Annotated in this window: 18 protein-coding genes; 11 read left to right on the top strand and 7 right to left on the bottom strand. The window is 67.7% G+C overall.

Annotation, left to right across the window (positions count from 1 at the left end; genetic code table 11):
* Positions 1–88 precede the first annotated feature (88 nt).
* A complete protein-coding gene (locus AB1I47_RS12890; RefSeq protein WP_354684145.1) occupies positions 89–1963 on the top strand; it encodes a DEAD/DEAH box helicase in 1875 nt (624 codons plus the stop codon).
* Between the two features lie 214 nt (positions 1964–2177).
* On the opposite strand, the gene AB1I47_RS12885 is transcribed toward AB1I47_RS12890, so the two are convergent.
* Positions 2178–3428, bottom strand: coding sequence for an SUMF1/EgtB/PvdO family nonheme iron enzyme (locus tag AB1I47_RS12885; protein WP_354684144.1), 1251 nt, complete (start codon positions 3426–3428; stop codon positions 2178–2180).
* Between the two features lie 169 nt (positions 3429–3597).
* Positions 3598–4710, bottom strand: a complete 1113-nt coding sequence (gene egtD / locus AB1I47_RS12880) for an L-histidine N(alpha)-methyltransferase (RefSeq protein ID WP_354684143.1) — start codon at positions 4708–4710, stop codon at positions 3598–3600.
* Between the two features lie 521 nt (positions 4711–5231).
* Between egtD and AB1I47_RS12875 the strand changes: the two genes are divergently transcribed.
* The 3 genes from AB1I47_RS12875 to AB1I47_RS12865 all read left to right on the top strand — a co-directional run bounded on the left by AB1I47_RS12875 (position 5232) and on the right by AB1I47_RS12865 (position 7360).
* Positions 5232–5933, top strand: a complete 702-nt coding sequence (locus tag AB1I47_RS12875) for a TerC family protein (RefSeq protein ID WP_354684142.1) — start codon at positions 5232–5234, stop codon at positions 5931–5933.
* Positions 5934–6068: 135 nt separating this feature from the next.
* Complete coding sequence (locus AB1I47_RS12870; RefSeq protein WP_354684141.1) at positions 6069–6863, top strand: thymidylate synthase; 795 nt, start codon at positions 6069–6071, stop codon at positions 6861–6863.
* The gene (locus tag AB1I47_RS12865; protein ID WP_354684140.1) at positions 6860–7360 is read left to right on the top strand and encodes a dihydrofolate reductase; all 501 of its coding nucleotides are present in this window, start codon (positions 6860–6862) and stop codon (positions 7358–7360) included. The genes AB1I47_RS12870 and AB1I47_RS12865 overlap by 4 nt, the downstream gene beginning before the upstream one ends.
* A 164-nt stretch (positions 7361–7524) precedes the next feature.
* Here the strand turns inward: AB1I47_RS12865 and pmbA are convergent, their stop codons facing one another.
* On the bottom strand, positions 7525–8892 hold the full coding sequence (gene pmbA / locus AB1I47_RS12860) for a metalloprotease PmbA (RefSeq protein ID WP_354684139.1): 1368 nt from the start codon (positions 8890–8892) through the stop codon (positions 7525–7527).
* A 58-nt stretch (positions 8893–8950) separates the two neighbouring features.
* On the opposite strand from pmbA, the gene yjgA reads away from it, so the two are divergent.
* Complete coding sequence (gene yjgA, locus AB1I47_RS12855) at positions 8951–9562, top strand: ribosome biogenesis factor YjgA (RefSeq protein WP_354684138.1); 612 nt, start codon at positions 8951–8953, stop codon at positions 9560–9562.
* Positions 9559–10233, top strand: coding sequence for a molybdopterin adenylyltransferase (mog, locus tag AB1I47_RS12850; protein WP_354684137.1), 675 nt, complete (start codon positions 9559–9561; stop codon positions 10231–10233). Before yjgA ends, mog begins: the two co-directional genes overlap by 4 nt.
* Before the next feature lie 81 nt (positions 10234–10314).
* Here the strand turns inward: mog and AB1I47_RS12845 are convergent, their stop codons facing one another.
* Both AB1I47_RS12845 and orn read right to left on the bottom strand, forming a co-directional pair.
* Positions 10315–11196 (bottom strand): AEC family transporter, encoded by an 882-nt coding sequence (locus AB1I47_RS12845; protein WP_354684136.1) that lies wholly within the window; start codon positions 11194–11196, stop codon positions 10315–10317.
* Positions 11197–11321: 125 nt separating this feature from the next.
* The gene (gene orn / locus AB1I47_RS12840; RefSeq protein ID WP_354684135.1) at positions 11322–11963 is read right to left on the bottom strand and encodes an oligoribonuclease; all 642 of its coding nucleotides are present in this window, start codon (positions 11961–11963) and stop codon (positions 11322–11324) included.
* A 219-nt stretch (positions 11964–12182) separates the two neighbouring features.
* On the opposite strand from orn, the gene AB1I47_RS12835 reads away from it, so the two are divergent.
* The 3 genes from AB1I47_RS12835 to AB1I47_RS12825 are packed head-to-tail and all read left to right on the top strand — an operon-like array spanning position 12183 to position 14749.
* A complete protein-coding gene (locus tag AB1I47_RS12835; protein ID WP_354684134.1) occupies positions 12183–13430 on the top strand; it encodes a M48 family metallopeptidase in 1248 nt (415 codons plus the stop codon).
* Entirely contained in the window at positions 13427–14398 is a 972-nt protein-coding gene (rsgA, locus tag AB1I47_RS12830) for a ribosome small subunit-dependent GTPase A (protein ID WP_354684133.1), read from the top strand. Before AB1I47_RS12835 ends, rsgA begins: the two co-directional genes overlap by 4 nt.
* A 45-nt stretch (positions 14399–14443) precedes the next feature.
* Positions 14444–14749 (top strand): putative signal transducing protein, encoded by a 306-nt coding sequence (locus tag AB1I47_RS12825; protein WP_354684132.1) that lies wholly within the window; start codon positions 14444–14446, stop codon positions 14747–14749.
* Between the two features lie 31 nt (positions 14750–14780).
* On the opposite strand, the gene AB1I47_RS12820 is transcribed toward AB1I47_RS12825, so the two are convergent.
* Both AB1I47_RS12820 and AB1I47_RS12815 read right to left on the bottom strand, forming a co-directional pair.
* Positions 14781–15776: a CobD/CbiB family protein gene (locus AB1I47_RS12820; RefSeq protein ID WP_354684131.1), complete on the bottom strand. Its 996-nt coding sequence runs from the start codon at positions 15774–15776 to the stop codon at positions 14781–14783.
* Between the two features lie 294 nt (positions 15777–16070).
* Positions 16071–16769, bottom strand: coding sequence for a pirin family protein (locus AB1I47_RS12815; protein ID WP_354684130.1), 699 nt, complete (start codon positions 16767–16769; stop codon positions 16071–16073).
* Between the two features lie 151 nt (positions 16770–16920).
* On the opposite strand from AB1I47_RS12815, the gene AB1I47_RS12810 reads away from it, so the two are divergent.
* The gene (locus AB1I47_RS12810) at positions 16921–17841 is read left to right on the top strand and encodes a LysR family transcriptional regulator (RefSeq protein WP_354684129.1); all 921 of its coding nucleotides are present in this window, start codon (positions 16921–16923) and stop codon (positions 17839–17841) included.
* Positions 17842–17850: 9 nt separating this feature from the next.
* Complete coding sequence (gluQRS, locus tag AB1I47_RS12805) at positions 17851–18756, top strand: tRNA glutamyl-Q(34) synthetase GluQRS (RefSeq protein ID WP_354684128.1); 906 nt, start codon at positions 17851–17853, stop codon at positions 18754–18756.
* Positions 18757–18786: the final 30 nt, after the last annotated feature.

Here is an 18786-nt window from a genome sequence, read left to right as displayed (position 1 = left end):
TTGGCGCCGAAGCCTTTTTAAGACTTTGCACTGCGCCCACCCCATTGTGCTTTACCGGGGTGCCATGCATTTATTTGACCATTCCGACATGACCCAGCACGACATTCGTGCGGAGCAAGCTATTGCCTCCGCGACCGACGCTTCGATCACTTCCGACGCTGCGCAGAATACCCAGAGCCCGCTCGACAAGCTCGACGCGATGCTCAACAGCGCGCCGGCAATTGAAGCGCCGGCCGCTATCCAGACTGAGAGCGGTTTCGCCACGCTTGGCCTCGATGCGGCCATCCTGCGCGCCCTTTCCGAACTGAACTACAACACGCCGACGCCGGTGCAGGCCCAGGCCATTCCCGCCTTCCTGGCCGGCCGCGACCTGCTGGTCTCGAGCCAGACCGGCTCGGGCAAGACCGCCGCGTTCATGCTGCCCGCGATCCAGCGCATCAGCGAAATGCCGGCGCCGCAGCGCCCGACCGAGCCCGCCAAGCGCATGAAGGGCAAGCGTCCCCGCCCGTCGCCGGCCCAGCCGGCGCTGCTGGTGCTGACCCCGACGCGCGAACTGGCACTGCAGGTGACCGAGGCCGCCGCCAAGTATGGCCGCAACCTGCGCCGCATCGTCTGCGCCAGCATCCTGGGCGGCATGCCCTACCCCAAGCAGCTGGCCGCGCTGGCCAAGATGCCTGACATCCTGGTGGCCACGCCGGGCCGCCTGCTCGACCATATCGACGCCGGCCGCATCGACCTGTCGGCGCTGCAGATGCTGGTGTTCGACGAGGCCGACCGCATGCTCGACATGGGCTTTGCCGACGACATCGACGCCATCGTCAACGCTACGCCGGCTTCGCGCCAGACGCTGATGTTCTCGGCCACGCTGGATGCGCGCATCGGCCAGCTCGCCTCGCGCCAGCTGCGCGACCCGCAGCGCATCGAGATCGCCGCGGCCCGCGCCGACCAGAGCCATATCGAGCAGCGCCTGCACTTCACCGACGACATGTCGCACAAGGAGCGCCTGCTGGACCACCTGCTGCGCGACGCGACGCTCAAGCAGGCCATCGTCTTCACCGCGACCAAGCGCGATGCCGATTCGCTGGCCGAACGCCTGTCCGACACCGGTTTCTCGGCCGGCGCGCTGCACGGCGACATGACCCAGGGCGCGCGTAACCGTACCCTGACCGCACTGCGCCGCGGCAACCTGCGCGTGCTGGTGGCCACCGACGTGGCTGCGCGCGGCATCGACGTGCCCGATATCACCCACGTGGTGAATTTCGACCTGCCCAAGCAGGCCGAGGATTACGTGCACCGCATCGGCCGTACCGGCCGCGCGGGCCGCTCGGGCATCGCCATCAACCTGGTCAACCACAACGACATGTTCCAGTGGCGCCGCATCGAGCGCTTCACCAACCAGCGCGTAGACGCTTCGGTGATCGAAGGCCTGGAGCCGCGCCGCTCGCCCAAGCCGCGCTCGAACTTCGGCGGCAAGCCGGGTGGTGGCCGCGGTGATTTCCGCGGCGGCAATGGCGGCGGCTACCGTGGCGGCGAACGCAGCTTCGGCGACCGCAAGTTCGGCGGCGACAGCCGTGGCGGCTTCGGCAACCGCGCGGAAGGCGCGCGCCCGTTCGGCGACGACAACCGCGGGGGCTTCGGCAACCGTGAAGGCGGCGGCTATCGCGGCCAGGGCGGCCAGAACCCCGGCTACCGCGGCGCCAGCGACGGCGCACGTGGCTTTGGCAACCGCGAAGGCGGCCGCAGCTTCGGCGACGACAATCGCGGTGGCTTCGGCAACCGCGACGGCGCCGCGCGCAGCTTCAGCGACGGCAACCGCGCGGGCAGCGGCGGCTACCGTGGCAACGGCGAAGGCCGCAGCTTTGGCAATCGTGATGGCAACCGCGACGGCAACCGCAGCTTCGGTGGCGGCTTTGGCGGCAACGGCAACGGCAATCGCAACAGCCGGTCGCGTTACGAGCGGTAAGAACACCAACCACGTGCGAGCGCGGCCAACGGTTTTGGGTGTTCCCAAGCCGTCCGAACTAGCCTAACCAAGGTGTTCTCCCTCCCCCCTCAGGGTCCCTCAGGGGGAGAGGGCTGGGAGAGGGGTGGGCGACCGACAGCACGCTGACTGCGCAAGCAAAAAAAGGGCACCTTCGGGTGCCCTTTTTTCATGCCCTCGCCTTACGCCAGTCGACTCACAACGCACAACTCCGAAACCCCACAAACGCAAAATCATCCTCCGGCAACAGCGCCCACCACGCCCGCACATGGCGCAGCCGCGCCGGACTGGCGAACGACACACCACGCACCGCCTGGTACGCGCCAAAGCGCCCCGCCAGTTCGCCGTCGGACGGCCCCCCGGTAAAGCCCGCATACGGCTCATACGGCGTCGCCGTCCACTCACGCAGTGCGCCCCATTGCAGCCCGCGGTTCTGCGTGGCGGCAAGCTCCCATTCCGATTCCGCCGGCAGCCGCCGGCGGGCCCACACGCACCACGCCTGCGCCTCGTACAGCGTGACATGGCGCACCGCTTCGTCCGGATTGAGCGTGCGCAGCGTGCCGAAGCGCTCCACCATCCATGCACGTGTGCCGGGATGGCGCGACCAGTAGCGCGGCGCCGAGCGCTCCTGCGTCATCAGCCACTGCCGCCCCGACGCCGACCACCAGGCCGGATGCTCGTAGCCGCGGTCCTCGACGAACTCCAGGAACTGCGCGTTGCTGACCAGCGCCATGTCCATCTCGAAGGCCGGCACATAAGTGGGTTGCGGCGGCAACTCATCCGGCCACGCAAAGCCATCGGGATCGCTCCAGCCCAGCGTGAAGCGTCCGCCGGGGAAATGCAGCGTGCCGCCCCCGACCGCCGCCAGGCCGGCGCCGACAGGCTCGGTCGGCGCCATGGCCAGCGCCTGCAACAGCGCGGCCACACCCTCGCCCTGCGCATCCTCGTGCAACAGCGCGCGGCGAAACGGGTACAGCGTCAGGTCGTTGTCATCGGGCAGCAGCGCGATCCGGCGCAGCACGCCGTCGAGCACCTCGGCGGCATAGCGCTTGACCACGGACACATCGGGTAGCGTGACTTCCCAGCGCTCGTCGGGGCCGATGCGGTCCGGATCGAACCATTCGTCGGCGCCGTCGAGCAGCGACGGCACCGAGGCCACCGGTACCGGCACGCCCCCGCGATGGACCTGTCGCACGCCCCGCAGGCACCACCACTCCGCATGCCAGGCGACATGCCCGAGGGTCCATAGCGGCGGGTCGGCATCGTACTGGCGCGGCACGTCCCAGGCGCGGCGCGTCTGGCCGAACGGCGCGAGCCACGCCAGCGTGCGCGCACGCGACTCGACCAGGGCCTGCGCCAGCCCTTCGCGCGGCAGCCGGCGCGGGTCGGACCACGTCGCCTTGCCGCCGGTGAAATAGAGATCGGGAAGCATGGGAAAGCCGCTCATCGGGAAGGTCCGCGCAGGAAGAGAACAGTGGACAGGCCGTGGCCGCGGGGCGTACGCAGCACGCGGCACGCCCCTGGTGGCGATGAGGGCCATTATGACACTACCCGCCTGCCCTGCCCGGCGCCCCTGCCGCCGGCGTTCCCCGGGGCAGACCGCCCAACTGCGGCGCTCAGCCGCGCGCGTGGAACACCGCGAACCAGCCGCGCGGATCGGTCCAGTACACCGGGTCGTCAAACCCGGCGGCTTCGAGCAGCAGCGCGAAATCCTCGGGCCGGTACTTGTACGAGTCCTCGGTATGGATGCGCTCACCGGCGGCAAACTCGCGCGCGCCGCCGTCCCACTGCACGCGCACGTCGCGGCAGGCCTGCAGGTGCATCTGGATGCGCGAGGCCTCGCGGTCGAAGCTCGCCACATGCCGCCAGTCTGACAGCACGAAATCCGTGCCGACGATGCGGTTCACGTTGCGCAGCACGTTGCGGTTGAACGCGGCGGTGACACCCAGCGCATCGTCATAGGCCGACACCAGCGTGGCTTCGTCCTTGTGCAGGTCCACGCCGATCAGCACGCCGTCGCCCCGCCCGGCCGCACCGCGCAGGCGCTGCAGCAGCGCCAGTGCTTCCATCGGGGCGAAGTTGCCGATGCTCGAGCCCGGATAGAAAAACAGGCGCCTGCCGCGCCTGACGCTAGACGGCAGGTCGAACGGCGCGCACAGGTCGGCGCCCAGGCCCAGCATCGGAATCTCCGGATGCTGCTGCTGCAGCGTCGACAGCGTCGCGCGCACGAATTCGATCGAGATATCGACCGCCACGTACTGCGCCGGGCGCAGGCTGGCAAAGAGCCGCGCCGCCTTCTCGCAGTTGCCGGCGCCCAGGTCCACCAGCACGCAGCCGCTGCCTGCGCGCGCGGCGATGGCCGGCGCCGCGCTGGCGAAAATCGCAGCCTCGGTGCGGGTCGGGTAGTACTCGGGCAGGTCGGTGATGGCCTCGAACAGGCGCGAGCCCAGTACGTCGTAGAAGAACTTGGGGCTGATCGCGGCGTGCCGGGCGCGCAGCCCGGTCAGCACCTGCTCACGCAGCGCGCCGCTGTCCTCGCGGTACTGCTGCATGAATTCCGGCTGCGGCGGCGCGCGATGCGCATGGCCGTTGGCCAGTGCGACCAGCGCGGGCTGCCCGACGGGCGGCGGGGCGCTGGCGTGGCCGTTATGGTGGTGGTTGCGAAGGGGGGTCTGCGGGGTCTTGTTCTGAGGGGCGAGGGAGTTCGGCGAGTTCGGGACAGCCGGCATGACGTTTCCTTGTGTGGTCGCGAATGTTTACTGCTTCACTGCGTATTCCCCAAGGCCGCGCTGTGCATGTCGTGCGCGCCGGTCTCCGCAACGCGTGCCTGTGCCGTCCGGGACGCATCGGGCGGAGCCGAGATTCAAGGATAGGCCCATCCGCCGGATCGTGCAGCGCCGGATGCCAGTGTGCGGCCCATACAGCACTCAAAAACCTTGAGTCAGTATCTCCCCCAATGGGCCAGATGGCGTGCAGTTCGTTTATAATCCCGCCCAGCGCGGCCCCAGTGGGGCCGTGTCCTCAAAGGGGAGTAGCTCCGGGGCCCAATGCCCTTAGCACAATCGTCATTCCGGGACCGCAGTCTCCGGTTGTGCTGACTACCGGTGCGCATACCGCGCCAGTGGTCGAGCAAGACCTTTGCAACCTGGCATTTCATGGTTTGCAAAGGCGGCCCCACGCTCCCGTGCTCCGTGAATCCAGGCGAACCCAATTTGTGCGCTTGCGCTGATTCGTACCCTTAGGAGAATTCATGGAGTTTACCGATCTGTTCACGATGCAGTTTCTGACGGCGTTGCTGTCCATCGTCGTCATTGACCTGGTGCTGGCTGGCGACAATGCCATCGTGATCGCCCTGGCGGCGCGCAACCTGCCCGCCCACCTGCAGAAGAAGGCCATCATCTGGGGTACCGTCGGTGCCGTGGTGGTCCGCTCGGCCATGACGATCGGCGTGGTCTGGCTGCTGAAGGTTCCGGGGCTGATGCTGATCGGCGGCGTGGCGCTGGTGTGGATTGCCTACAAGCTGCTGTCCGACGAGGGCGACGGCGACGCGCACGGCTCGGGCGCGTCGACCCTGTGGGGCGCGATGAAGACCATCATCATCGCCGACGCGGTGATGGGCGTTGACAACGTGCTGGCCGTGGCCGGCGCCGCGCACGGCAGCTTCCTGCTGGTGGTGCTGGGCCTGCTGATCAGCATCCCCATCGTGGTGTGGGGCTCGAGCCTGGTGCTCAAGCTGATGAGCCGCTACCCGATCATCATTTACCTGGGCGCGGGCGTGCTGGCGTTCACCGCGGTCAAGATGATCGTGCACGAGCCGCTGGTCAAGGCCTTCTTCGAGGCCAACCCGGTGGTCAACTGGGGCCTGTACGTGCTGATCGTCGGCGGCGTGCTGGGCGCCGGCTACCTGGTGCAGAAGCGCCGCGAGCAGCAGCAACCGGTCGAAAGCCACTAAGGCTGGCCGAGCTTGATGCCGGGGCAGGCGCCCCGGCCAGCGCAACAAGGGCTGCCCGGAGGGGCGGCCCTTTTGCTTTAGAATGCGTGCTTTGCGGGCCCGCGCCCGCGCCACTTTCCGTCCCGCCCCGCGCCGATGAAACAGTATCTCGACTTCATGCGCCATGTGTACGAGCATGGCACCGACAAGGCCGACCGCACCGGCACCGGCACGCGCTCGGTATTCGGCTACCAGATGCGCTTCGACCTGCGCGAAGGCTTCCCGGTGGTCACCACCAAGAAGCTGCACCTGAAGTCGATCATCTATGAACTGCTGTGGTTCCTGCAGGGTTCGACCAATGTGCGCTGGCTGCAGGAGCACGGCGTCACCATCTGGGACGAATGGGCCGACGAGAACGGCGAACTGGGTCCGGTCTACGGTTCGCAGTGGCGCTCGTGGCCCACGCCGGACGGCCGCCATATCGACCAGATCACGGAGGTGATGGCGCAGATCCGTGCCAACCCGGATTCGCGCCGGCTGATTGTGTCGGCATGGAACGTGGCCGACATCCCGCGTATGAAACTGCCGCCCTGCCATGCGTTCTTCCAGTTCTATGTGGCCGACGGCCGGCTCTCGTGCCAGCTCTACCAGCGCAGCGCCGATATCTTCCTGGGCGTGCCGTTCAATATCGCCAGCTACGCGCTGCTCACGCACATGATCGCGCAGCAGGCCGGGCTGGAAGTGGGCGACTTCATCTGGACCGGCGGCGACTGCCATCTCTACAACAACCACTTCGCGCAGGTGCAGACCCAGCTCGCGCGCGAGCCGCTGCCGCTGCCGCAGCTGAAGATCCTGCGCCAGCCCGACAGCCTCTTCGGCTACCGCTACGAAGACTTCGAGCTGGCCGGCTACCAGTCGCACGCCGCCATCAAGGCACCGGTGGCCGTATGACGCTGCTGACACTGGTCGTCGCCAAGGCCCGCAACAACACCATCGGCCGCGACAACAAGCTGCCGTGGCGCCTGCCGGAAGACCTGGCCCACTTCAAGCGCACCACCATGGGCGCCCCCATCATCATGGGGCGCAAGACCTGGGACTCGCTTGGCCGTCCGTTGCCGGGCCGGCGCAATATCGTGGTCAGCCGCAACCCCGGCCTGCGCATCGAAGGCGCGGAGGTGGCCGGCTCGCTGGAAGATGCCCAGCGTCTGTGCGTGGGCGTCGACGAGATCTTCCTGATCGGCGGCGCGCAGCTTTATGCCGAGGCGCTGCCGTGCGCCGACCGGCTGGTGGTGACCGAGATCGATGCCGACGTGCAAGGCGATGCGTTCTTTCCGCCGATCGACCGCTCGCAATGGATCGAGACGTCGCGGGAGACGCATCATTCGGAGGCGAATGGCTTCGACTATGCGTTCGTCACGTATGAGCGGCCGGCTTCGGAAGCATCGTAATTCGCGGGTCGATGCCGCGGCGTTTGCCTGACCGTCTGTGTGCTCCCTCTCCCGCAGGCGACGCAGGCGGGAGAGGGAGCAAACCGCCAGCGGTTGTCATGCCGCTGGCTAACAAAAAAACAGGCCACATGGCCTGTTTTTTTGTTTTGCTGACACACCGGTACTCAATTCCCCGCAATCGTCATCTGCTCGATCAGCACCGACCCCGTTTCCTTGGTCCCCCGCACCAGCGCATCCGCCCCGATCGCAACGATCTGCCTGAACATCTCGCCCATATTGCCCGCGATGGTGATTTCCTCGACCGGGTACTGGATCACGCCGTTCTCGACCCAGTAGCCCGACGCGCCGCGCGAGTAGTCGCCGGTCACGTAGTTGACGCCCTGCCCCATCAGCTCTGTCACCAGCAGGCCGGTGCCGAGCTTGCGCAGCATGGCGGGGAAGTCGTCGCCGGGCTCGGTCAGGCTGCTCGACAGCGTCAGGTTGTGCGAGCCGCCGGCGTTGCCGGTGGTCTTCATGCCGAGCTTGCGCGCGGAATACGTCGACAGGAAGTAGCCCTGCACCACGCCGTCGAGGACCACGTCGCGCTCGTGGGTGCGCACGCCTTCTTCGTCGAACGGGGCGCTGCCCATGGCGCCGGGGGTATGCGGCTGCTCATGGATCTGCACGTGCGGGGCGAATACCGTCTGGCCCAGCGAGTCGCACAGGAAGGTCGACTTGCGGTACAGCGCGCCGCCCGAAACCGCCTGCACGAAGGCGCCCAGCAGGCCCGCGGCCAGCGGCGCTTCGAACAGCACCGGGCAGCGGCGCGTGGTCAGCTTGCGCGCCTGCAGCCGCGCCAGCGCGCGCTCTGCGGCGTACTTGCCGATGTCTTCAGGCGCGGCCAGTGTCAGCGGCGAGCGCTTGGACGAGTACCAGTCGTCGCGCTGCATGCCGCTGCCGCTGCCGGCGATCGGCGCGCACGAGATAAAGTGGCGCGAATACGGGTAGCCGCCGGAGAAGCCGCGCGTGGTGGCCAGCACGAACTGCGAGTGCTGCGCCGACACGCTGGCGCCGTCGCTGTTGCGGATGCGCGGCGATACCGCGAAGGCGGCGGCCTCGGCGCGGGTGGCGATATCGATCGCGGCTTCGGCGTCGAGGGCCCAGGGGTGGAACAGGTCCAGGTCCTGCGGGTCGCGCTCCAGCAGTTCTTCCTCGGCCAGCCCGGCGCATTCATCCTCGGCGGTGAAGCGGGCGATGTTGTACGCGGCCTCGGCGGTGGCGCGCAGCGCGGCCGGCGAGAAATCGGAGGTGCTGGCGTTGCCGCGGCGCTTGCCGATCATCACCGTGACGCCGATCACCTTGTCGCGGTTCTGCTCGATGGTCTCCACCTGCCCCTTGCGCACCGACACCGACAGGCCGCTGCCTTCGGAGATCTCGGTGGCGGCGTCGGTCGCCCCCAGTTCGCGTGCCACACGCAGCACATCGGCGGCCATCTCTTTGAGCTGGGCCTGGGTGTAGGTGAAGTGCGCGGTCTGTTCTGCGATCTGATCCATGCTGGGCGGGTGTCATCAAAAGTCCAAGCGGCAATCATAGCAAGATAAAATGCCGGGCATGACGCGAAATTCCCGTAATCCGAACGGCTCGCGCTTTCCTGGAGGCTTTGCGCCGGAACCGGAAGACGACGAACCGAAAAGCAAGTCGCAGCGCAAGCGCGACATGACCGCCCTGCAGGACCTTGGCGCCGAGCTGGAAGGCCTGGCCAAGGACCGTTTGGCGCGTGTGCCCATGCCCGAAGCGCTGGCCGACGCCATCCACCAGGCGCGCCGCATCACCAGCCACGAAGGCAAGCGCCGCCAGATGCAGTATGTCGGCAAGGTCATGCGCGGCCTGGACGACGACGAAGTCGAGGTCATCCGCCGCGCGCTGGAAGGCTTCAAGGGCACCAGCAAGGCCGAGACCGCACGCATGCACCTGATCGAGCGCTGGCGCGAACTGCTGCTGGCCGACGACGCGGCGCTGACGCGCTTCCTGGGCGAGCATCCCGGCATCGACGTGCAGGCGCTGCGCAACACCATCCGCAACGCGCGCCGGGAAAAAGAGCAAGGCAAGCCGCCGCGCTATTTCCGCGAGCTGTTCCAGGCGATCAAGACGGCGCTCGAAGACAAGGATGGCAACCGCGGCGCCGCCGAGGACCAACCCCCTACCCCGGAGTCCGAAGCATGACCCAGACCACGCAGCCCACGCAGCCCACGCAGCCCACGCAGCCCACGCAGCCGATCGCCCGCAACCATCCCGACGAACTGGTGGTCGGCTTCGTGTCGATTTCGGACCGGGCCTCGGCCGGCACCTACCAGGACGAAGGCATCCCGGCGCTGCGCGACTGGTTCGGGCGCACGCTGACCACGCCGTGGCAGGCGGTGGAGCGGCTGATCCCGGACGAGCAGACCCAGATCTCGCGCACGCTGATCGACCTGGTCGACGTGGCCGGCTGCGACCTGGTGCTGACCACCGGCGGCACCGGTCCGGCGCGCCGCGACGTGACGCCCGAGGCCACGCTGGCCGTGGCGACCAAGGAAATGCCGGGCTTCGGCGAGCAGATGCGACAGGTCAGCCTGCATTTCGTGCCGACCGCGATCCTGTCGCGCCAGGTGGCGGTGGTCCGCGAGACTGCCAGCCGCGCCGCGCTGATCATCAACCTGCCAGGCCAGCCGCGCGCGATCCGCGAGACGCTGGAAGGCCTGCGCGACGCCGACGGCAAGACGGTGGTGCAAGGGATCTTTGCTGCGGTGCCGTATTGCATCGACCTGATCGGCGGGCCGTATATCGAAACCGACGAGGCGGTGGTCAAGGCCTGGCGGCCGAAGAACGCGGTGCGGGCCAAACCCGCGGCGTAAGTCGCCCGGCCGCTACCCCACCGCTACCCCCTCTACCCGGCCCGCCGGCGCAAGCCGCGCGGGCCTTTCCTTTCTCCACGCTCAGCGCAACCCCAGGTACAACCCCACCGGCACGAACACCACCGCGGCGATATTGCCCAGCAGCACGATCGACGCCACCTGGTCCGGCTCCTGCCGGAAGTGGTCCGCCACCAGGAAGTTCAGCACCGCCGGCGGCAGCGCCGCAAACACGAACAGCAGCCCGCGCTGCAGTTCCGTCAGCGGCACCCACTGCACCAGCAGCAGCGCCACCGCAATGCCGGCCAGCGGGCACGCCACCGCGCCGACCAGTCCCATGCCCCAGTTGCGCAGGCTCACATCCTTCATGCGCACGCCCAGCGCGAACAGCATCAGCGGCACGGTGGCATCGCCCAGCAGCTTGACTGACTGGTAGACCGGGTCGGGCAGCGTGAACCATGGCCGCGCCAGGGACAGCCCCACGCCCGCCACGGTGGCCAGCACCATCGGGTTGCGCGCGATCTGCGCCATCGACGCGTGCCGGTTGACGATCTTCATGCCGAGCGTAAAGTGCATCAGGTTCGACGCCGCGAACAGCGCCACCGCCGGCGCCAGCCCGGCCGGGCCGAAGGCAAACACCGAAAGCGGCAGGCCCATGTTGCCGCAGTTGTTGAACATCATCGGCGGCACGAAGGTGCGCGGATCGGCCCTGAGCAGCCGCGCCAGCCCCCACGCCAGCACGCCCGAGCCCAGCACCACCGCCACCGCGCAGCCCAGCAGCACGAGTTGGTCGGCCAGCACGAAGTCCTTGCTGACAAAGGCCGACACCACCAGCAGCGGCGCGATCACGTCCAGCGTGGCGCGGTTGATGCCGGCCATGTCCGGATGTGCCTTGCGCCCGTACAGCCACCCGACCAGGATGATCAGGATGACCGGCGTGATGATGGAGACAATGCGCTCGAGCATGGCTGGCGGGACGGGCAGCGCGCCGGGGACCGTGCGGCGCCCGGCAGCGGCAATCAGGCCCCGCAATGCGCGCGGCCCGTCGCTGGTGGTGAGTTGTTGTTATCGAGGGTGGCGGCTGACCCGGGTTATTCGGCGGGCGTGCCGGCAGCCGGTGCCTCCGCTGAAGGCGCGTCGGCGGCCGGCGCGGCACCGGGCGCCATGTGGCGGATAAAGTGCGTGCGGTAGTAGCGCAGTTCCTCGACCGATTCCAGGATGTCGGCCAGCGCGGTGTGCAGCTGGCGCTTGACGAAGCCCTTGTGGATCACCGGCTCCCAGCGCTTGCACAGCTCCTTCAGCGTCGACACGTCCAGGTTGCGGTAGTGGAAGAACGCCTCCAGCCTGGGCATGTAACGCGCCATGAAGCGGCGGTCCTGGCAGATGGAGTTGCCGCACATCGGCGACTTGTTGGCCGGCACCCAGCGCTTGAGGAAGGCCAGCAGCTCAGCCTCGGCCTGCTCTTCGGTCAGCGTCGAAGCCTTGACCTTGTCGATCAGGCCCGAGCGGCCGTGGGTGCCCTTGTTCCAGTTGTCCATGCCGTCGAGCACGGCGTCGCTCTGGTGGATCACCAGCACCGGGCCCTCGGCCAGGATATTGAGTTCGGAGTCGGTGACCACGATCGCCACCTCGATGATGCGGTCGGTGTCCGGCGACAGGCCGGTCATTTCCATGTCCAGCCAGATCAGGTTGTTTTCACTTTTTACGGATTTGGCGGTGGCGTGGGTGGTCATCGGGACTGCGCAAGATAAGGATTGGGGGATGCGGCCGCGGCGGGGCGGGGCGCGAACAATTTATAATTCTCGCATATCCGTCCGGGATGCCCGCTGGCGCACAGTTTGCCAGCCTTCCCGGATATTCCGGACCGCCGGCAATCCTGCCCCGGATTGCACGGTCCCCACGGCCGCCCGCGCGCACGACGCCGGGCGCCCGAACCCACAAGGCTGTTGCCGATGTTCACGATTGTCTTTCTCGCCGCGCTGGTGCTGATGGTGCTGACCAAGCTCTGGCTCGCCGCCCGCCAGGTCCGCCATGTGGCGCAGCACCGCAACGCGGTGCCGGAGCGTTTTGCCGACACCATCACGCTGGCCTCGCACCAGAAGGCCGCGGACTACACCATCGCCCGCACCCGCCTGTCGATGCTAGAAGTGCTGGCCGGCGCCGCGGTGCTGATCGGCTTCACCATGCTGGGCGGGCTGCAGTGGCTCAACCAGTTCTGGCTCGATATGTTCGGGCCGGGCTATGCCTACAGCGTGGCGCTGGTGGCCAGCGTGGCGCTGATCGGCGGGCTGGTCGACCTGCCCTTCTCGCTGTACGGCCAGTTCGGCATCGAAGAGCGCTTCGGCTTCAACAAGATGACCTTTGGCCTGTGGCTGGCCGACATGGTCAAGATGCTGGTGGTGGCGTGCGCGCTCGGCCTGCCGCTGCTGCTGGCGGTGCTGTGGCTGATGGAGCGCGCCGGCTCGCTGTGGTGGCTGTGGACCTGGCTGGTGTGGATGGCGTTCAACCTGTTCCTGCTGGTGATCTTCCCGACCTTCATCGCGCCGCTGTTCAACAAGTTCGAGCCGCTCACCGACGAATCGCTGCGCGAGCGCATCGAGGCCCTGATGAAGCGCTGCGGCTTTGCCAGCAAGGGCCTGTTCGTGATGGACGGCAGCAAGCGCAGCGCCCACGGCAACGCCTACTTCACCGGCTTTGGCGCGGCCAAGCGTATCGTCTTCTTCGATACGCTGCTGGCGCGGCTGTCGGGGGACGAGATCGAGGCGGTGCTGGCGCATGAACTGGGGCACTTCAAGCGCCGCCATGTAGCCAAGCGTATTGCCGTCACCTTTGCACTGAGCCTGGTGTTCCTGGCGCTGCTGGGCTGGCTGGCCACGCGCTCGTGGTTCTACACCGGGCTGGGCGTGGTGCCCAACCTGGGCGTGTCCAACAACGCGCTGGCGCTGGTGCTGTTTTTCCTGACGCTGCCGGTGTTCACCTTCCTGCTGGGGCCGCTGTCGAGCCAGTCGTCGCGCCGCCATGAGTTCGAGGCCGACGCCTTTGCCGCCGACCAGACCAACGCCAGCCACCTGGTATCGGCGCTGGTGAAGCTGTACAAGGACAACGCCTCGACGCTGACGCCCGATCCGCTTTACAGCGCCTTCTACTACTCGCATCCGCCCGCCGCGCAGCGGATCGACCGCCTGCTGGCGCACGCATGAGCCGCGCCACGCGTCACCGCAACGCCGGCGGCGGCAGCAATGCCGGTACCAGCGCAGAAACCGCACTGATCATCGCCGCGCACGGCCGCCACTATGTGGTCGAGCTGGGCGACGGCACGCGCATGCATGCGTTCCCGCGCGGCAAGAAAAGCGACTGCGCCGTGGGCGACCACGTCAGCGTGGAACGCGCCGCCGCCGACCAGTGCGTCATCACCAAAGTCTCGGCGCGCAAGAACCTGCTGCACCGCTCCGACCAGTTCAAGTCCAAGCTGCTGGCCGCCAATATCGACCAGGTCATCATCGTGCTGGCGACCGAGCCGGGCTTCTCCGAAGACCTGCTGGGGCGTGCGCTGGTGTCGGCCGAGGCGATGGAGATCCGGCCGCTGATCGTGCTCAACAAGACCGACCTGCCTGACAGGCTGGAAGAGGCGCGTGGGCGCCTCGCGCTGTACCGCGGGCTGGGCTACGACATGCTGGAACTGTCGGTGCGCGCCGACCCGGCGCAAGCGCTGGCCACGCTTAAGCCGCGCCTTGCGGGGCTGGCCAGCATCCTGATCGGCCAGTCGGGCATGGGCAAGTCGTCGCTGCTGAACCTGCTGATCCCGGGCGTCGATGCACAGACCCGCGAGATCTCGGCCAAGCTCGACTCCGGCAAGCACACCACCACCTTCACGCGGCTCTATCACCTGCCCGCGGACTGGGGCACGGTCGACGGCCGCCAGGGTGCGCTGATCGATTCACCGGGCTTCCAGGAGTTCGGCCTGTATCACCTCAGCGAGGGCATGCTCGAGCGCGCCTTCCCCGAGTTCAGGCCGCGCCTGACCGAGTGCCGTTTCTACAACTGCCACCATGTGAACGAGCCGGGGTGCGGGGTGCTGGCCGCGATCGAATCCGGCGCGATTTCCGAGCGCCGCCACCAGCTCTATACGCAGCTGCTGCACGAATCCAGCCAGCAGAAACCTTGGTAAAGCCGTGGTAAGGTAAGCGCACCTGCATCATTGCGGTGCGCTGTTATGAAACTGCTACTTTCCGCCACCTCGCTGGTCCATGCGGCCCATTGCCAGAACGTCTTGCAGGCGGCCGGCATCCGGGCGGAATTGCGTAATACCTGGCTGTCCGGCGCGACCGGCGAAATCCCGTTCCGCGAAAGCGCGCCACAGGTGTGGCTGGTCGATGACGAGATGGAGGCGCAGGCGTGGGCGGCGCTCAATGCCGCCGCCAATCCCGTGCCGGGTCCGAGCTGGCAATGCCGCCACTGCCATGAATGGCACGAGTCGCAGTTCGGCGCCTGCTGGCGCTGCGGCGCGGCCCGCGACTAGCGCGCGCCCCCCTCTTTTTGAAACCCAGGTTTCAGCCCACCCACAGCGCCAGCGACAGCATCGCCAGCAGCAGCATCCACAGTACCACCGCGCGCCATACCAGGCCCACGGCTGACTGCAGCGTGCGCACGCCGGGCTCGGCGCCGAATTCGGGCGCGGCCGGCTCGGGACCGCCGTTGTCCTCTTCCATGCCGGGCGCATAGTCCACCGCCGGGCCGGCCACGCTGGCGCGCAGCACCACGGTGGAATCGTCCTCGGCCAGCGGCGTGCCCAGCCGCACGCCAAGCGCCCCGCCGCCGCTGGCAAGCAGGATGCCGTTGACCGCATCGTTCCACTTGCGCGCGTGGTTGCGCCAGGCGTAGACCGCATCCTCGAAGTTGCCGACGATGGCAAAGCCGATCGCGGTCAGCCGCGAGGGAATCCAGTCGAGCAAGTAGAAAGCACGCGCCGCGAAGCGGCCCAGCGCGGGGCTGCGCTCGGCCGAGGGCAGGTTCCACTGGCGGCCCAGGTATTCGGCCGTGCGGTACAGCACCACGCCGCCGGGACCGATCGGCACCAGGAACCAGAAGAACACGCCGAACACATGCCGGTGCACGGCGATGATCGCGGCTTCAAGCGTATGCCGCACGATCTCGGTGACGGGCATCTCCACGGTGTCGAGCCCGGTCCACTCGTGCAGCAGCATGCGCGCGGTATGGACGTCGTCGCGGTTCAGCGCTTCATGGATGTCGGTGAAGTAATGGCTGAACTGGCGAAAGCCCAGCGTCATGTACAGCACCAGCACGTTCCACGCGAGCGTCAGCGCCACGCTGATCGACGCCAGCAGGTAGTGCACCACGATCACCGCCAGCGTCAGCGGCAGCACCACGGTGAACCAGGCCAGCGCGGCATCGCGCGGCCGACCGGTGTCGAAGGCGTGTTCGGCGCGTTCGCCGAGCGCGCGCACGATCTCGTAGATCGGGTTGTTGCGGCCCAGGGCGCGGAACTGCTCTGCGATCAGCGCCAGGAGAATGGAAACAAAGGTCATCTTGGTACAGGGTGTTCCAAGGGGGCGTCGGCACGGGGACGCCCCCTGTCGTGATCAGGGGAATAGACCCGTGCTGGCCTGCGGTCGATGTGCCGGTGCAGGCGCAATGCATAGCGAGAAGATAGCACAGCGGTACCTGTGCCTGTCCGCGGCGGCGTAAAAAGCAAAAACCCGCCGGAGTGGCGGGCTTCGGGGTACCGACTACAGAGTGGCTGTTCGCAAGCCACCATCCCTGGTGAACGCTCCTCCCTCCCGCCAGCGGGAGAGGGGAGCAAACCGGCAGCATGCAGGGGATCAAGGCAGATCAAACACCAACACCTCCGCATTATCCCCACCAGACAGCGCGACCTCACCCACAGCCTCCAGCCTGGCCGCATCGCCCGCTTCCAGCACCTTGTCGTTGACCGTCACCCGCCCCCGCGCCACATGCACATAGGCACGGCGGCCCGCGGCCAGCGCCAGCGTCGCGGCTTCGTCGCCATCGAACAGCCCGGCATACAACCGCACGTCCTGGTGCACCACCACCGAACCGTCGGTCCCATCGCGGCTGGCCACCAGGCGCAGCTTGCCGCGCTTGTCGGCCGCGTCGAAGTGCTTTTCCTCGTAGCCCGGCTCGATGCCGTTCTGGTCAGGCATGATCCAGATCTGCAGGAAATGCGTCGTATCGTGCTGGGCGTGGTTGTATTCCGAGTGCCGCACGCCGGTGCCCGCGCTCATGCGCTGCACGTCGCCGGGACGGATCACGCTGCCGTTGCCCATGCTGTCCTTGTGAGCCAGCTCGCCTTCCAGCACATAGCTGATGATCTCCATGTCGCGATGGCCGTGCGTGCCGAAGCCCATGCCCGGCGCGACGCGGTCTTCGTTGATCACGCGCAGCGGCCCGTACTGCACATGCTGGGGATCGTAGTAGTCGGCGAACGAGAACGAATGAAAGGACTTCAGCCAGCCGTGGTCGGCATAACCGCGCTCTGCGGACTTTCTGATTTCAATCATTTTGATGGCCCTCCTTGGCCCGTCTTGCCGTCAGCACCGGCTGGGTAACCGTGATGTGGCATGTGTTTCGCTGTTGATGCTAGGCAGTTTAGGCCTTGAGGCGTATATTTACGGGAACCACCTTAGAAGCAGTCATTCAGAATTTCTGAACATGGCCCTCTCGCTAGAATCCCTCGAAGTCCTCGACGCCATCGAACGCAAGGGCAGCTTCGCCGCTGCCGCGCACGAGATGGGCAAAGTCCCCTCCGCGCTGACCTACGTGGTGCGCAAGCTAGAAGAAGACCTGGATGTGCTGCTGTTCGACCGGCGCCGCCACCGTGCCGAGCTGACGCCGGCCGGCCGCGCGCTGCTCGACGAAGGCCGCCACCTGCTGCACGCCGCCGACGACCTGGCGCGCCGCGTCAAGCGGCTGGCCACCGGCTGGGAGGCGACGCTGACCATCGTCGCCGACGACCTGATCAACTTCCGCGCGCTGCTGCCGGTGATCCACGACTTCTATGCCGAGAACACCGCCACCCGGCTGCGCTTCTCCAAGGAGGTGCTGGGCGGCGCCTGGGATGCGCTGGTCAGCAACCGCGCCGACCTGGTGATCGGCGGCGCCTACGATGCGCCCAGCACGCAGGGCTTCCAGATCCGTCCGCTGGGGTCGGTGCCGTTCGTGTTTGCGGTGGCCGCGCACCATCCGCTGGCGACCGAGGAAGGGCCGCTGACCACCCTCCAGATCGCGAAGCACCGCATCGTCGCGGTGGGCGATACCTCGCGCAACCTCCCGGCGCGCACCCATGGCGTGCTGGCCGGCCAGGACGTGCTGGTGGTGCCGACCATGCGCGACAAGCTCGAGGCGCAGATCCGCGGCCTGGGCTGTGGCTGGCTGCCGGCGCCGATGGCGCAGCCGCATATCGAGAGCGGTGTGCTGCAGGCGCGCGAGACCGTGGAGGTGCGCGCGCCCGGCAACTTCAAGGTAGCCTGGCGCACCAGCAACCGCGGCAAGGCGCTGCAGTGGTGGGCCAACAAGCTGGAAGACCCGCGCCTGGCGCAGGCGCTGCTGCAGCAACCCGAATTCGCCGGCTGAGGGCAGGCCATGGCGGTCATCACCGGCGGCTATCGCGGCCGCTTTGCGCCCTCGCCCACCGGGCCGCTGCATATGGGCTCGCTGGTCACCGCGCTGGCAAGCTGGCTGGATGCCCGCGCGCACGGCGGGCAGTGGCTGGTGCGCATCGAGGACATCGACATGCCGCGCTGCGTGCGTGGCGCCGACGACGACATCCTGCATACGCTGGAGCGCCTGGGCCTGACACCGGACGAGCCACCGGTGTGGCAGAGCCGGCGCGAGCCGCACTACGCCGACGCGCTGCGACGGCTCGACGCGGCTGGCCAGCTCTATGCCTGCGGCTGCTCGCGCAAGGAGATCGCCGATTCGCTGGTGCATGTGCGCGAGCGCCACCAGACCCTGGCCTACCCCGGCACCTGCCGCCACGGGCTGAACGGCAAGCTGCCGCGCGCCTGGCGGGTACGCGTGCCGGAGGGCCCGGCCGCCACCATCTGCTTCGACGACCGCTGGCAGGGCCGGCAATGCCAGGACCTGGAAACCGAGCTGGGCGATTTCGTGCTGCGCCGCGCCGACGGCTTATGGGCGTACCAGCTTGCGGTGGTGGTCGACGACGGGCTCCAGGGCATCACCCATATCGTGCGCGGCGCCGACCTGCTCGACTCCACGCCGCGCCAGATCCATCTGCAGCACCTGCTGGGCCTGCCCACGCCGGCTTACCTGCACGTGCCGGTGGTGGTCAACGAGATCGGCGAAAAGCTCAGCAAGCAGAGCGGCGCGCAGCCGATCGACACCAGCGCGCCACTGGACGCGCTGCGCGAGGCCGGCAGCCACCTGGGGGTGGCCAACCACGAAGGAAGGGTGAAGGACTGGCTGGCAAGCGCCACCGAGGCGTGGCGCCAGCGGCTCGAGGCCCTGCCGCAGCCCCCGGGGGCCTAGCCGACAGTTCCGTGCGCCACAAAAGCAAAT

The sequence above is a fragment of the Cupriavidus necator genome (assembly GCF_040578825.1).
Classification (GTDB): Bacteria; Pseudomonadota; Gammaproteobacteria; order Burkholderiales; family Burkholderiaceae; genus Cupriavidus; species Cupriavidus necator_E.
The sequence above is the reverse complement of the archived record's forward strand: the minus strand, read 5'-3'. Positions and strand labels throughout refer to the sequence as shown.